This is a genomic window from Variovorax sp. RCC_210, assembly GCF_041355175.1.
Lineage (GTDB): Bacteria > Pseudomonadota > Gammaproteobacteria > Burkholderiales > Burkholderiaceae_C > Variovorax.
Map to the genome: position 1 here is coordinate 1 of NZ_JBFUPJ010000026.1, position 13241 is coordinate 13241.

At 62.7% G+C, this 13241-nt stretch carries 13 protein-coding genes; 6 read left to right on the forward strand and 7 right to left on the reverse strand.

Features of this window, described 5'->3' with window-relative positions; all coding sequences use genetic code 11:
* Window positions 1-306, forward strand: a 306-nt coding sequence (locus AB6807_RS38225) for an IS3 family transposase (RefSeq protein ID WP_371088665.1), incomplete at its 5' end; no start/stop codon positions are given.
* 135 nt (window positions 307-441) lie between these two features.
* On the opposite strand, the gene AB6807_RS38230 is transcribed toward AB6807_RS38225, so the two are convergent.
* The 4 genes from AB6807_RS38230 to AB6807_RS38245 form a co-directional block, all read right to left on the reverse strand.
* Window positions 442-1413: an IS5 family transposase gene (locus AB6807_RS38230; protein ID WP_371088666.1), complete on the reverse strand. Its 972-nt coding sequence runs from the start codon at window positions 1411-1413 to the stop codon at window positions 442-444.
* Between the two features lie 222 nt (window positions 1414-1635).
* Window positions 1636-2568: a class I SAM-dependent methyltransferase gene (locus AB6807_RS38235; protein WP_371088667.1), complete on the reverse strand. Its 933-nt coding sequence runs from the start codon at window positions 2566-2568 to the stop codon at window positions 1636-1638.
* A gap of 552 nt (window positions 2569-3120) precedes the next feature.
* Entirely contained in the window at window positions 3121-3261 is a 141-nt protein-coding gene (locus tag AB6807_RS38240; RefSeq protein ID WP_371088704.1) for a hypothetical protein, read from the reverse strand.
* On the reverse strand, window positions 3234-3386 hold the full coding sequence (locus AB6807_RS38245; RefSeq protein ID WP_371088668.1) for a 2Fe-2S iron-sulfur cluster-binding protein: 153 nt from the start codon (window positions 3384-3386) through the stop codon (window positions 3234-3236). Before AB6807_RS38245 ends, AB6807_RS38240 begins: the two co-directional genes overlap by 28 nt.
* A 426-nt stretch (window positions 3387-3812) precedes the next feature.
* Here AB6807_RS38245 and AB6807_RS38250 point away from each other — a divergent pair, with 426 nt between their 5' ends.
* On the forward strand, window positions 3813-4763 hold the full coding sequence (locus tag AB6807_RS38250; RefSeq protein WP_371088702.1) for a 2-hydroxyacid dehydrogenase: 951 nt from the start codon (window positions 3813-3815) through the stop codon (window positions 4761-4763).
* 588 nt (window positions 4764-5351) lie between these two features.
* Here AB6807_RS38250 and AB6807_RS38255 read toward each other — a convergent pair.
* Window positions 5352-7475, reverse strand: coding sequence for a 7TM-DISM domain-containing protein (locus AB6807_RS38255; protein ID WP_371088669.1), 2124 nt, complete (start codon window positions 7473-7475; stop codon window positions 5352-5354).
* 54 nt (window positions 7476-7529) lie between these two features.
* Between AB6807_RS38255 and AB6807_RS38260 the strand changes: the two genes are divergently transcribed.
* From AB6807_RS38260 to AB6807_RS38270, 3 genes are all read left to right on the forward strand, one after another.
* The gene (locus AB6807_RS38260; RefSeq protein WP_371088670.1) at window positions 7530-8267 is read left to right on the forward strand and encodes a response regulator transcription factor; all 738 of its coding nucleotides are present in this window, start codon (window positions 7530-7532) and stop codon (window positions 8265-8267) included.
* A 156-nt stretch (window positions 8268-8423) separates the two neighbouring features.
* Window positions 8424-9326, forward strand: coding sequence for a helix-turn-helix domain-containing protein (locus AB6807_RS38265; RefSeq protein WP_371088671.1), 903 nt, complete (start codon window positions 8424-8426; stop codon window positions 9324-9326).
* 77 nt (window positions 9327-9403) lie between these two features.
* On the forward strand, window positions 9404-9724 hold the full coding sequence (locus AB6807_RS38270; RefSeq protein WP_371088672.1) for a hypothetical protein: 321 nt from the start codon (window positions 9404-9406) through the stop codon (window positions 9722-9724).
* Between the two features lie 96 nt (window positions 9725-9820).
* Here the strand turns inward: AB6807_RS38270 and AB6807_RS38275 are convergent, their stop codons facing one another.
* Entirely contained in the window at window positions 9821-10735 is a 915-nt protein-coding gene (locus AB6807_RS38275; RefSeq protein ID WP_371088673.1) for a YihY/virulence factor BrkB family protein, read from the reverse strand.
* A gap of 867 nt (window positions 10736-11602) precedes the next feature.
* Here AB6807_RS38275 and AB6807_RS38280 point away from each other — a divergent pair.
* Window positions 11603-11962 carry a hypothetical protein gene (locus AB6807_RS38280; protein ID WP_116914152.1) on the forward strand — a complete coding sequence of 120 codons (360 nt, stop codon included), beginning with the start codon at window positions 11603-11605 and terminating at the stop codon, window positions 11960-11962.
* A 668-nt stretch (window positions 11963-12630) separates the two neighbouring features.
* Here AB6807_RS38280 and AB6807_RS38285 read toward each other — a convergent pair.
* Window positions 12631-13200: a peroxiredoxin family protein gene (locus AB6807_RS38285; RefSeq protein WP_371088674.1), complete on the reverse strand. Its 570-nt coding sequence runs from the start codon at window positions 13198-13200 to the stop codon at window positions 12631-12633.
* Window positions 13201-13241 lie beyond the last annotated feature (41 nt).

The following is a 13241-nucleotide window of genomic DNA, read 5'->3' on the forward strand; positions in this document are numbered from 1 at the left end:
GTCGCGTTGCTGCATCACTCCGACCAAGGAAGCCAATACACCAGCGAGCACTTCCAGGAGCTGCTCAAGGAGCAAGGCATCACGTGCAGCATGAGCCGCGTGGGCGAGGTCTGGGACAACTCGGCCATGGAGAGCTTCTTCAGTTCACTGAAGACTGAGCGCACGGCCAGAAAGGTGTACCGGACTCGGGAACAGGCCCGCGCCGATGTGTTCGACTACATCGAGCGGTTCTACAACCCGACGCGTCGTCATTCGACGCTCGGCTACGTCAGTCCGATAGAGTTCGAGAAAGCTCAAAAAGCTTAGGGCTACGCTGAAGTAGCCCCCCTTTTTCTGCATCGAGCATGCTGCACGCTTTGGATTGCGCTGATCGGCACTCAGGGATGGCGGTTTTTGCCGTGTCTGTGCATCGGCGCGCTGCTTTCGGCGGCCTTCTGCGTTTTACGGGCGCACTCGCACCAACAGCAGTCCTCGGCTCATGTAGATGTTGGCCAGCGCAAGGGCCGTGAATGCCCTGGTCGCGTTCTTGTGAAGTCCACGGTATCGGACCTTGCTGAAGCCCCACAGTCTCTTGACGACACCGAACACGTGCTCGACCTGCGCGCGCACCTTGGACTTGTTGCGGTTGCGTAGCCGCTGGCCCTCATCGGGCACTCCAGCAACCTTGCGTACACGCTCATTGGTGCAGTCCAGCGCCGCGGGCGCTTTGCTGGCGATCAGTTCCTGCTGGCCCGCGTAGGCGCAATCTCCGTAGACCTTCAACTCTTCGCCGTGCAGCAGTTCGGGCAGCGGGTGCTTGTCGTGCACGTTGGCCGCCGTGACCACCGCGCTGTGGGCCAGCCCCGTGCGGCTGTCCACGCCAATGTGCAGCTTCATGCCGAAGAACCAGTTCTTGCCCTTGGCCGTCTCGTGCATCTCGGGATCTCGCTTCTTGTCCGCGTTCTTCGTGGAGCTGGGCGCGCTGATGATCGTGGCATCCACAATCGTGCCGGTGCCTACCTTCATCCCATGGCCTTGCAGCACTTCGCCCACCTTGGCGAACAACGCCTGCCCAAGGTAATGCTTCTCGAGCAGCCGGCGAAACCTCAGCAGCGTCGTCGCATCGGGAACACGCTCACGGCCCAGGTCGATGCCCACGAAGCTGCGCAGGCTCGCGCTGTCGTACAGCGACTCTTCGCATGCCTCGTCCGCAAGATTGAACCAATGCTGCACGAACAGCATGCGCAGCATCCGCTCCGGTCCAACGGGAGGCCGCCCGCCTTCGCCTCTGGGGTAGTGCGGTTGCACCACCGCGCAAAGCTCCTCCCAGGGCATGATCTTGTCCATCATGTTGAGGAACACGTCGCGCTTCGTGGGGCGGCGAAATTGCTCAAAGCCTCTGTCAGCTGCCATCGCCAAGGTCTGTTGCTTCATGCCCTGATCAACGAATCAGCCGCGATGGCGGTGGACCTTTTTCAGCGTAGCCTTAGGTCGGTGTCTATGAGACCGGCAGCAGCCCAACCTGCGACTTTGCAACGGAAGTGGTCTGTGATTCATGCCCATAGTGCGGCACGTTGCCAGCGCGCTTCCCCGTTTTCCAAGCAGCGAGCCGGCAGCACATGGCGGTAGAGAAGCGAATGAAACGATAGTTGGAATTTAAGCAGGCGAAAATTCTAGTGGCGCAGCCTGCGACACAGGCTTGTGAACTTGAGACTTGCGCACTTGCGGCAGTCCCTTTCTCGCTATGCACATCAGCGAAAGCGCACTGTCTCGCGCATAGGGGTTACGCCCTGAAAGAATATTGCCAATTTTGTACTTCCAGCCTGCAGGCCCAACTTCGCCATCGAAAACTTCAGCTCCGACTTGATGGTTATGCGCATACACGGCAACATCGAAACCTAAGGGGGCAAGCGTCTCCTCGAAAAGCTTGCGAGTCACACCGTCTCCCGGCTGGTGGTGCACTTCGGTTTTGAGCCCGCAAGACTGCTGGCTGGTGCTTTTGTGGAAGCTGTGGCCTATAAGCCTGTAGATCCACAGACGCGCGTTCCATAAAAGCTTTGCCAGTCCCTTGTAATCCCACGCTGTCATCTGAGGGTCGTGATCAGTAATTAACATCCCCCCCGGTTTAACCAGTCGAGCTGCCTCGCGCAGCACTGCGCCCATATCGTCGCAGTGGTGCAGGGAAGCATTGATGACGACTATATCTGCGATGGAAGCACGGAACGGAGTGTGTGCAGCGTCGGCCAAAACTGTGGTGTATCCCAGCCGGGCAGCCATCTCAAGAGAGCCGTCGGCCACGTCCACGCCTATCAGGTGGCTTGGCCGTCCGCCGAGTGTGGCAAAAACATTCCCCGGCCCGCATCCTAGATCAACGACTACCTTGCCCGACCAGTCCCCTCCGGCTGTCAGCCACCTTGCTCGGAAATGGTCGTCCCTATGGCAACTGTCCAGGTACTCTTTTGCCCAGACTGGATTGCCGAAGTACGTCGCATTGGCCAGCATTCCATCTGTGGTCATGCACGAGCCAAATTGATAGTGCGTGCCTGTTCGCATCACTGCCGCTCCGGGCATGAATAGCGTTTCGATCATTCTCGCTCCTTAGGTTGAACAGCTGAGTTCAACATCGGCAGAGCGCACTTCTAACGGTTTAGAGTTTCAGTTTCCGAATTTCATCTCCGTTACAGGGAATTCACGAGCCGATGTTTAACGTGTGCCCCCCTAATTTTTCCGATTTATTGGAGCTATTTTTCTTTTTTATCCCTCCAAACTGACGGGAAATGCTGCCTTTAAGAGGGGAATTTTCGCCGAAATCCAAGAGCGGGTAGCCAAAATCAAGGCCTTGAGGCTCGCAAAAAGATGTGTTTAGGATCATGTTGTCAAGCGATTTGCTTGCCTAGAATTTACTTCGAAGGCGAGTCAATGAACGAGCGACGTACCGATGGCCGAACCGTCATGTGCGAAGCGGAAACTTTCGAGTACTTAGTGCTCAGCTGTTTTGCAAATCTCCGACAAGAAGCTGACACCTCTGGAGGTCGCTGAAATGGTCTTAGAGCGCTGTATCCATTTGGTGGACGTGAAACTTCGCAGCGGAGGTGGCTTCTGATTCAAGCAACGCGGCACACGCGGCCTTTCACTTCGCGCTCAGATTCTGATCCGCTCGACCTCGTCGAGCGACACCTGGTCCTGCCGCCTGTCATAGGGCCCGGTCGTGCGGGCGCTTTCATGGTTGGCCAGCCGTCCGAACATCGGAAATGTTAGCGCCACTTGGTGCGTGCGCAGCACGGTAGGAACTGATCGTTGTGCCCTTGCTCTCCCGAGGTCAAGTAGCTCTCCCGCTGGTCAGGTTGGCCCTGCAGCACCCTGACGAGGCAGGCTCCAGAGACACCTTGTCGGGACGATGTTGGCACCTCAATTCCTGCCGCCGGAATGCGATTCGATGACGGTCTGCTCGGGCTCTACTTCGATGACACGCCCGGAACTGCCTAGTTTGACTTTCAAGATCTGATCCGCGTCCGATCGAATGAGTTCGACTCCGAAGAATTCATAGTGCAAACGTTCTTTTGGTCAACCGCGCCTGCGGGCTGCGCCTAGGACAGCATCCATGAATCCCTTCGGGCCGCACACGTACAAGTGCACCTCCAAACCTTGGGCGGCGCGCAAGGCGTCGAGATTGCGCGTGAACGAGCTTCATCATTTCGTGGAGGACGGCGAGGTTGACGCCCTCGCGCTTCAATGCAAACTGGGCAGCCAAGCGTCAGGCAATGCACGCACACTTGCCGCGTCGTGAGATCCCGCAACTGGGCGGTGGCGCGGAACATGTGGCATCGTTCGCCATGCTCAAACATCTTCTGGTCCTGATCGAGTTGGCGCCCGAAGGACTTGCTCGTGTCGAAGCCGCTGGGTTCAAGGCGCACGTGGCTCTTTCCGCGCAGGATAAGGTGCTTTCGATCAAAGCGTTGGGTCCCTGCATTCATGCCGTGCTCACCAACGGTTCGACGGGCATTGCCGCAGCCCACATCGCGGCGCTTCCCAAGCTGGAAATCATCTGTTCACTTGGTGCCGGGTACGAAAAAATCGATCTCGACGCCGCGCTTGCGCGAAACATCGTTGTCACAAACGGCCCTGGGACCAATGATGCTTCTGTCGCCGACCATGCCATGGCACTTCTGATGTCGGTGGTTCGGGGCATCCCGAAGGCGGACGCCGCAGTCCGTCTGGGCCAGTGGGCGAAATTGCGACAGCCGCGTCCAATGATCTCCGGCAAAAAACTAGGCATCCTGGGCCTCGGGAATATCGGAATGCAGATCGCGCAACGAGGGATGCACGGTTTCGGGATGACGGTGGGCTATCACAGCCGCCGCCCGCGTGAGAACACCACGTTTCTGTACTTTGAAACGCCGATAGCATTGGCGCAATGGGCCGACTTCGTGATCATCGCGACACCTGGCGGCGCCGGCACCTTGCATCTGGTCGATTCCGCCGTGCTCCATGCGCTGGGTCCCGATGGCTTTCTGGTCAACATTGCACGCGGCAGTGTGGTCGACACTGCGGCGCTTGCGCAGGCCCTGGTTCAGGCAAAAATCGCTGGCGCTGCGCTCGACGTCGTAGACGGCGAGCCCGATGTCCCTGCGGAACTGGTTCGCCTCGATAACCTCGTGCTAACGCCGCACATCGCGGGGCGTTCGCCTGAAGCCGTCGCGGCCACAGTGCAACTGGTGATCGACAACCTGAACGCTCATTTCGGCGGGCAGCCGGTTTTGACACCCGTTTCGTTAGAGAGGTAGCTACTCGCAGAACGGCGTCAGGGCGGCAGGCGCCCACACCGTGTATCTGCACGTTCGCCAAAGGTGGAACAACGGCTGGTCTAGGAGGGTATGTGGTTCGACTTCGCTTCTTGCGCTCGTTGCATTGAAATGTGCTGCTGCACCGGTACCACGTTCGAGACTCCCATCATGGGCCGTTTGAGCGGGTGGTTGGGAATGGTACGCGGCTTATGAACCCGACGATCGGTAAGCGCAGTTCCAGGCCGGGTTCGCCGTCGTCCAGGCAGCCCAGGCGCTGCTGTCACGATCGGATGGCCCAGTCCGTCTACGCTGCGCAGCGGGGCCTGGTGCTTGCCTTGGTGTGCATCCATCGATCCTGGTCGGAGACGATCCGTGCGGCACGCCCGTTGCGTATGTCGCCAACATCGCACGCAAGGCCGCGGCAGCGCTCTTCGCCGGCATGCCGAACGGCCCCATGTCGCGCAAGGCCCCGAGCTGCCATTGATCTCATCGCCGGCTTTCAGGACCGCCGTGGACGGTCGGGAATGCGCGCACCGCAACGAGCCTGCGTTCCCGCAAAACGAACTGGCAATGCCTGTTGTGGGTCACTCAGGCGTCGCGGTATCGGGGCAGTCGCAACCGGAACAAGGAACCTTGCTTGGACGTCGCTGCGAGCGCGACTTCACCGCCATGGAGTCGCGCGATGTCGCGAGACAGGTGAAGTCCCAACCCGGTGCCCGGCACCGCGGATGCGCTTTCGGCGCGGAAATATTTGTCGAAGATGCGTGGTGCGTCCAGCGGCGAGATGCCCGCGCCGGCGTCTAAGACGTCGATGTCGATGTGGTCCTCGTCGCGCCGGAGTTCGATGCGCACGGGTCGATCGGCGGGCGAGTATTTCAGCGCGTTGTGAACCAGATTGCGAAGCGCGATGTCCAGCAGCGTGGGGTCTCCGCGAACCGCCGCATCCCCGTGCGAGGTCTTATCGAACGAGAGCCGGGAAGGTCCCGGCAAGTGCAAGCTTTCGCACAGTTCATGTGCCAGCGCCGCCATGTCGACCTTGTCGAGCCGCAAGGGTCTGGTGCCCGATTGCAGGCGGTCCGCCAGCATGACGTTTTCGATCAGCATCGTCAGGCGCTGCACGGCGCGACGGATGCGCTGGGTGCGCAGCTTGACCGCGGGCTGCGCGCCCAGCCTGGAAATGTCGAGCGACTGCGCTGCGGCGTCGATGACGGTCAACGGTGTGCGGAATTCGTGAGAGACCATCGAGACGAACTCCCGTTGCTGGGCGACGGCCTCGCGCTCCACCTCGAGCGATTGCACCAGCTGGCCTTCCAACCGCGCTCGCGTTGCGATCTCTTCGTGCAGTGTCGCGTTGGCGTGTGCCAGCTGCGAGGTTCGCTGCACGACCGTCGACTCGAGCTGGCGCTCGGCCTCGCGCCGCACGGATAGCACCTTCTCGCGCTCCGCGCGGACATCGCGCTCCGCGCGGCGCGTTCGGTTGGCTACTGCGGCGTTCAAGAGCACCAGGTGCATCATGCTTCCGATCACGTACAGGCGATCGGGTTGGGCGCCGGGCACCCAGTCACCCAGCCAGAGCTTCAGCAGCCCGTAGAGTCCCAAGATGGTGCCGACCGAAAACGCCGAAGCGGGCAAGAGATACTGGAACTGGCGGCGCACGAGCAGCAGATAGGCGACGAACAAACCGCCGAACGCGGTCGATACCAGGCTTCCGGCACTGACCCAAGGCGCCGCCGCCGCGTGGTGGGAGGTCATGGCGACGACGCATGCCAACAAATTAAAGGCCGTCACAGCCTGGAAGAAGGTCGATGCGGGTTTCCAATGCTGTCGGAACCCGAAGATGCGGGCCATGAAGCTGGTGGCGACGGCGTTGAACAGGCAGTTGACGATCAACAGCGTTTGCGCCACCCGCTCGGGGTGCGCAGCAAGGAACCACTGCGCCGCGAACCCCTGCCGGTTGAGCGTCAGTGCGGCGACACCGAGCACATACAACGCGTAGTGGCCATAGAGCGGATCCTTGAGCCAGACCATGAAGATCAGATTCATGCAGATCGACAGCACGGCCGCGCCGACCAGCAGGCCCACCACGACGTAGTCCGTCGTGCGGTCCCGCGCGAAACCATCAGGCTGCCAGAGATCGAGCTCGGCGCGCAGCGCGGGACCATCGTTGCGCAATCGCAGGAAGTAGTTTGCGCGCTCGGTCGTCACTGTCAGGGGAAACACGAGGTTGTGGTCCGGAATCTTGCGTTGGGCGAACGGCTGGCGCTCGTCCACATCGGTTCGGGTGAAGCCGCCGTGCCCGTCCGGTGCGTAAAGGGTCGCTTCGTTGATGCGCGGCGGGCGAAGGCGCAGGAGCCAGTCGGCCGGGGCGTCCGGCGCGCGTGAAAGGGAAAGGCGCAGCCACACCGCGTCGCGGCTGAAACCTTCCTGGACGGGGCCTTCCAGGGGCGCGAACCCGCCATGATGTGCGCCGCCGGCGGCCACCTCGGCAATGTCCCATCGGCCCGACGGGTCGCGCAGGATCTCGACGCCGGTCGACAGGCCGAGGGGTTTGGCCACGCCGTCGGCTGCAGACAGGACGAGGCCATGCGCATGCAGCGCGATGCAGGCGAGGGCGAAGCCGACGCAGGCTCTCAGACGTCGCACGACATTGAAAATCCAACGGTCGCGGTGGCCGCGGGGATACAGGGTGCACATGGTCGCGCGGTAGGGCATGGACTTGACGGGTTGCCTGAGGCATGCGAGGGACGACTTTATACTTTGGCGCGCATGCAACTCCCCAGCGAACCACCCCCGCTTCGCATCCATGTGGTCGAGGACGACGACGACATTCGCGAAGAGACCGTCTTTGCCCTGGGTGAACTTGGTTTCGACGCGTCGGGCTTCGGCGATGCCGCTGGGTTCTACAGGGCGCTGGTGGTCGCGCCTTGCGACATCGCGGTGGTCGACATCGGCCTTCCGGGCGAGAGCGGGCTGTCCATCGTGGCGCACCTGCGCGCCCTGCGCAGCATCGGCATGGTGCTCTTTACGGCCCGCAGCACCCTTGACGACAGGGTGGCAGGCTTGCGCGGAGGCGCGGATGCCTATCTTGTGAAGCCGGTCGACATGGTGGAGCTGGCGGAGACGCTGAAGGCCGTCGGGCGCCGGCTGCGTGCTTCGCACGTCGCATCGCTGCCCGCGGCGGCGCCAGACGCTGCTGCTGCCGCCGCCATTGGTGCCCCGGCGCAATGGTCGCTTCACGAGGGCGGCTGGGTGCTCAGCGACCCGCAAGGCCGTCGAATGACCCTCACGGCCACCGAACGCGCGTGGCTCGGCTGCCTGATCCAGCGCCAAGGCAGCGCTGTCAGTCGTGACGATTTGATTGCGGCACTGGGCGGCGACGTGTTTGACTTCGATCAGCACCGCATCGATGCCATCGCAAGCCGGCTGCGCCGCAAGGCCGACAGGCTGGGCATGCGCCTGCCTGTGCACTCGGTGCGCGGCACAGGCTACGTGTTCGCAACCTAGTCAGCGACCCTGGGCCCTGTGGCGCGGGCGCGCTCAGAGCCGCGAGGGGGTGAGGCGGTGAGGATTGGTGAGAAAGCGTCAGGAATCCTGCATGCTTTCCAAGGGGATCGTCGGCACCATGCCGGTCGTCAACGATCGACGAAGAGCACCCCTTTCATGTATACGAATCCAATGCAACGGTCCCAGGATCTGTCCGCCCTTGCATTTCATGGCCGATCGGCGCGCGCGCCACAGCTGTCGCCTCCTTTGCCGCCTGCTGACAGGCATGAGTGGCCGCTCGGACGTGGTCACATCCTGGTCGTCGAAGACGATCCGCAGGAGCAGCAGACGATCCTCACGGCCTTGCGCTCAGCGGGACATCAGGTCAGTTTGTCGGCCGACGGCTCGGAAGGCTACCGTCGGGCCACGGCGCTCTGCCCCGACCTCATCCTGCTCAAAGTGCGGCCCCGCTCGCCGAGCGGTCTGGCCACGGCCCGGCTGCTCAATGCCGATCCCTCGACGTCGCAGATCCCGGTGATCTTCCTGCTTCGCGGGGCCACGCTCGAGGAGCGGCTCGCGAGCCTTGTGCAAGGCGCGGTTGATTGCGTGCAGGTCCCCGTCGACGGCGAAGCGTTGCTGATGCGCTTGGCGGTCCATCTCGCGCTCGCGCGCCGCGTGACGAGGCCGGGCACCGATCAGGCCGATGACGAGGCGGCACACGCTGGGCACGACGCCGAGAGGGTGCTGGCGCAAGCCGCGCAGCGCCTCATCGAGGCCGATCTGTCGACGTCGCAATCGCTTCCTGACCTGGCGACCCAGGTCGGCACACATGCCAAGCGGCTTTCGCGGGCTTTTCGCGCGCACACCGGCATGACGGTGTTCGAGTTCGTGCGCAATGCGAGGTTGCTCCACGCGCGCGCACTGCTGGGCGAATCGGCACTCAGCGTCGAGGAAGTGGCACAAGCTGTCGGATTTTCCAGCGCGGGCAACTTCTCGACGGCGTTTCGCGCTCGTTTCGGGTCCACGCCCTCCGCCTATCGCAGCAACCATCGGGTGCCTGGCCAGGCGCGTCTTCGCTGACGCCCCTGCCATGGGACAGCGATCGGCTCGACATGGCATTCCGCCCCATCACACGAACCGATTGAGGAATTCGAGCCATGAAGGACCTGCTGACCGCCGGAGGACGCCTGTTCTCTGCCACCGTGGAAGGTGCCCCCACGACGCTCAGAGACGCCATGGTGGCCGCACCCCTGTACGTTCGGCTGCTCGAAGAAGACTTTTCCAGCGCCGAGCTGCTGCTGCTTTGTTTCCGCGCCTGGCGGGACGACGCGCAGGGCCCTGTGAACCTTTGTGACCAGCAGCTCGAGCGGGTGCGGCGGTGGGCCGCCGCGCATGCACGCGCGGGTGAGGTCGCCAAGCAATGGCTCAGCGATCCCGACAGGCAGTCGTTCCGCTTCCAGCTCGCAGCCACGGACTGATCGGGTGTGAGGCTGCGCTCGTATGGCTGGCGGCCGCCGCGGCATGCCCCTACTCGCCCTGCTTTCGGGGGCTGCCCTATCGACCCGGCTCCCAGCTCACGCCTGTGGCGTCTCCGGTTGCTTCTCAGGCAGGCGGTGTCGGGTCGCCGCGCGCTCACGAAGCACTGCGTTGATCTCTGCGCCGAAGATGAGGGTCGTGGCGCTGATGTACAGGAAGACCAGCGTCGCGACCACGCCAGCGAAGCTCCCGTAGACCAGCGCCAGCTTCCCCGCGCTGCGCAGCGTATAGGACAGCATGGCCGCTGCTGCGACCCACAGGGCGGCGCCCGCGACCGCGCCAGGGACGACCGTGTACAGGCGCTGTCGGATGTCGGGCAGCCAGCCGTACAGAAGGGCGTACAGGCAGGTCAAAACCAAGAATGCCGTGCCATACCGAACGCTGTTGCGCAGCCAGACCGTTTCTTCCCCGACGCCCACATTGTCCCGCAGCAGGGCCCACAGGTATGGCATGACGACCACGGAACTGAACGCTGCGACGGTGGCCGCGCCGACGACCACGGTGAAGACCGTCGACTTGATGCGCGCACGCCAGAACGGGAGCCCGTGCTCGATGCCGTACGCGCGATTCAACGCGGAGCGTACAGCCTGCATGCCCGATGACGCCGTCCAAACCGTTGCGATCAGCCCCACCGCAACCAAGGCTTGATTGCGCTGCGCGAGCACCTGGCGGATGACGGGCTGCATGGCATCTTTCACAAGCTGCGGCGCATAACTCATGACACGGTTGGCCAGTGCTGCTGCGTCGCCTGGCTCGCCCACGTAGCCTGCGGTGGCAGACAACAGGATGAGCAGTGGAAACATCGCCAGCACTGCGGAAAACGCAAGGCTGCCTGCCTGGTTGGCGCTCTGATGAAAGATGTAGTTGCGAATGGCCAGAAACAGGACCCGCAGGCCGGGTGTTGACAACACGGCGCCATGCAGACGCCGAACAACTTGTCCAGCGGATGTCATTCTGCGATCTCCGGCCCCGCGAGCCTGCCTGGATCGCGCAGTGTCATGACGAAGAGACGAATCATCCGCCCATTGGGCACGATGGCATGCCAGCTCGGCGTAGGAAGACCTCCCCACCGCGGCGACAAGCGCTGCGGGCACTTGCAGTGCCGTCCCTTTCATCCCAGCTCCCATCCTTGACGCGTGTCGCACGTACGCGCGGTGCACGCGACCCCAATCACTGCTCGCAGAGGAAGACTTCTGACGAAATTGTGAGTAGATCGCTGACTCGGCCAGGAACTTCGGTCCTTGCACCATCCGTTGTCTTGCTCTACGACCATTCCTCCCCGGAGCGGGACCCTCTTGCGTGACAGCCAGAGGCATGGCCCGGCGAATGCCGGTCTTTTTTATCGGTCATCAGCGCGCCGCTCCGACGCTTTTAGGACCAGGACTGCGAGGTCAGGCTCGCGGTGGCAGCGGGGTTGAAGGTCCGACTCGGGCGTTAACGATCCGCTTGTCCTTCATCGGCGCAGCAGCTCTGTGCGTCTGCAGTTGGACGTCCCCGTTGCACCCAGATCAACCGCCTGAGGGATGTGCCGTAGCGATACGGCCCGTCGACGGGACAGCCGCATCACGTTCGACCGCGCTCGGCTCGAACGCAACTGTCTGAGCTCCTGGACATCGCCGCCCCACGCAGCAGGAACGTTCGCGAAGGTGGTTGTGCCTGGCGCAAACGCGTGTCAGCCCCATGTCGAGGGGCACGTGTGACGGTGGCCTTTGAATCCCCTCCGAGGGTGCAAAAAAACCAAACGCGGCACCCTTGAAAAGCTAGAACCCCAACCTACGTTGACCTCGTTGGAACCTGGTCAACCGACAAGGAGGTTTGAAATGACCATGAACCTGTTGAAGCAAATTGCCAGCTCGCGACTGCCCGTCACGTTCTACCGGGAAGCGGATATCGACGGCGTCAGACTGCTGCGTGCGGCCGGCCTCGTGGTGGCGCTGGTGCCTTCCCCTTCCGACCCGATTGCCCTGTCGGGCTCGCCGACCGCAGCGCAGGTGCTGGCGCTCACGCCAAAGGGGCGCGAGGAACTCGCGAGCTTCGACCATCCCCGTTCGCGTCCCGTGCACGCGCGCATCCCCAGGATCAGGACGGCGGCCTCGGCCGAGCCCGTCCGACAGCGCGGGTTCCCGTCAAGGGGCCTTGCACAGAAGGGCAGCCGCTCGCTTGACCGCTGGCGAGGCTGAACTGCTCGCCCTTGCCTTGGTTTCGCTGTCAGCCGACGCGGCGCTTCGTGCGCCGCTGTGATTTTCCATGGGAGGTCTTGCCGTGTTCCGAACGCTCTTTCCCCGTGGCATCTTCGCTGGCATTACCGCCTGCAACGTGACGTGCAGCAGGCGGGCTCCGTGCGTGTCTGATGTCTTCGCGAAGACGCGACTGCCTTTGCCGCGTCCAATCAGCGCTCCCAACCCTGGACTGACGCTGTGCTTTTGCCATGACGATCGATCAACGCGGTGTTGCCGCATGTGCTGGCGGGCGCCTGCCCATGCGCGTCGCGTGTGGTGCATCGCCTTCAAAGCGAGGGCTGATATGCGCTGCATTTGAACCGATGCTCACGACTGCGAGTGGGGCGCTGCTGGCACCTTGTGCAGCCATGCCGATGCCGGCATGCGCAAGTTCACACCCATGCCCGACCTGTCGTGGCTCGGCGCGCGAATGGCCCGTCTCCGGATGAAATTGCTGCGTGAGAGCGTTGCCGCCATGACGGAAGGCTTGATGGCGAGGTCAGTGACGTGCCGGCGGCGGGACACCCACCTGCAGGTGGTCGATGTCATAGCCATTTTCGCAAGAACTGGCTCAAAGAGGCCGGACACCCTCGAAGGCAACGTGTTGCAGGGCGATGCATTTCATGGCGTCAACCTCTTGCGCTGCGGCAGCGGTCTTCATCGCAGTGCTCGTCGTCAGCGTCGTCGGCGTCTGTGTCGCCCGAAGCGCGGGTGATCAACGTCGTAGGCATCGTCTCGGCGGCCAACTGGCCGATGGCCGCGCCGAGCGCCATGTCGTCGATCCCACCGAAGCGGCTCAAGCGGATGCGCCCTTGCTTGTCGACGAGCACGATGCTCGGGGTGCCCTGCAGCTGATAGGCCCGCATCGTCGCGGGAATGCTGCCATCCGCAGGCGAGTCGATTCCGATCGGGAAGGTGTAGCGGTACTCACGCACAAAGGCCTCGAGCGCAGCGGGCGTCATGACATCGTGATGTTCGAACACGGTGTGCAGGCCGATCACGGCGACGTCCCGGTCGGCGAAGAGTTGACGCGTCTTTTTTGCCTGCGGCAGGCCGTGCGTCACGCAGGCCGGACACAGCATCTGGAACGCGTGCATCACCACCACGCGACCGCGCAGCGACTCGAGCGTGAGGGCGGCGTCGCTGTTGAGCCATCGGGTGACCTGCAGCGCGGGGCCTTCTGGGAAGTGGTTCGACATGGCGTGGAAATATCCGACTTGAAGGCAAATCCGGGAAGAGA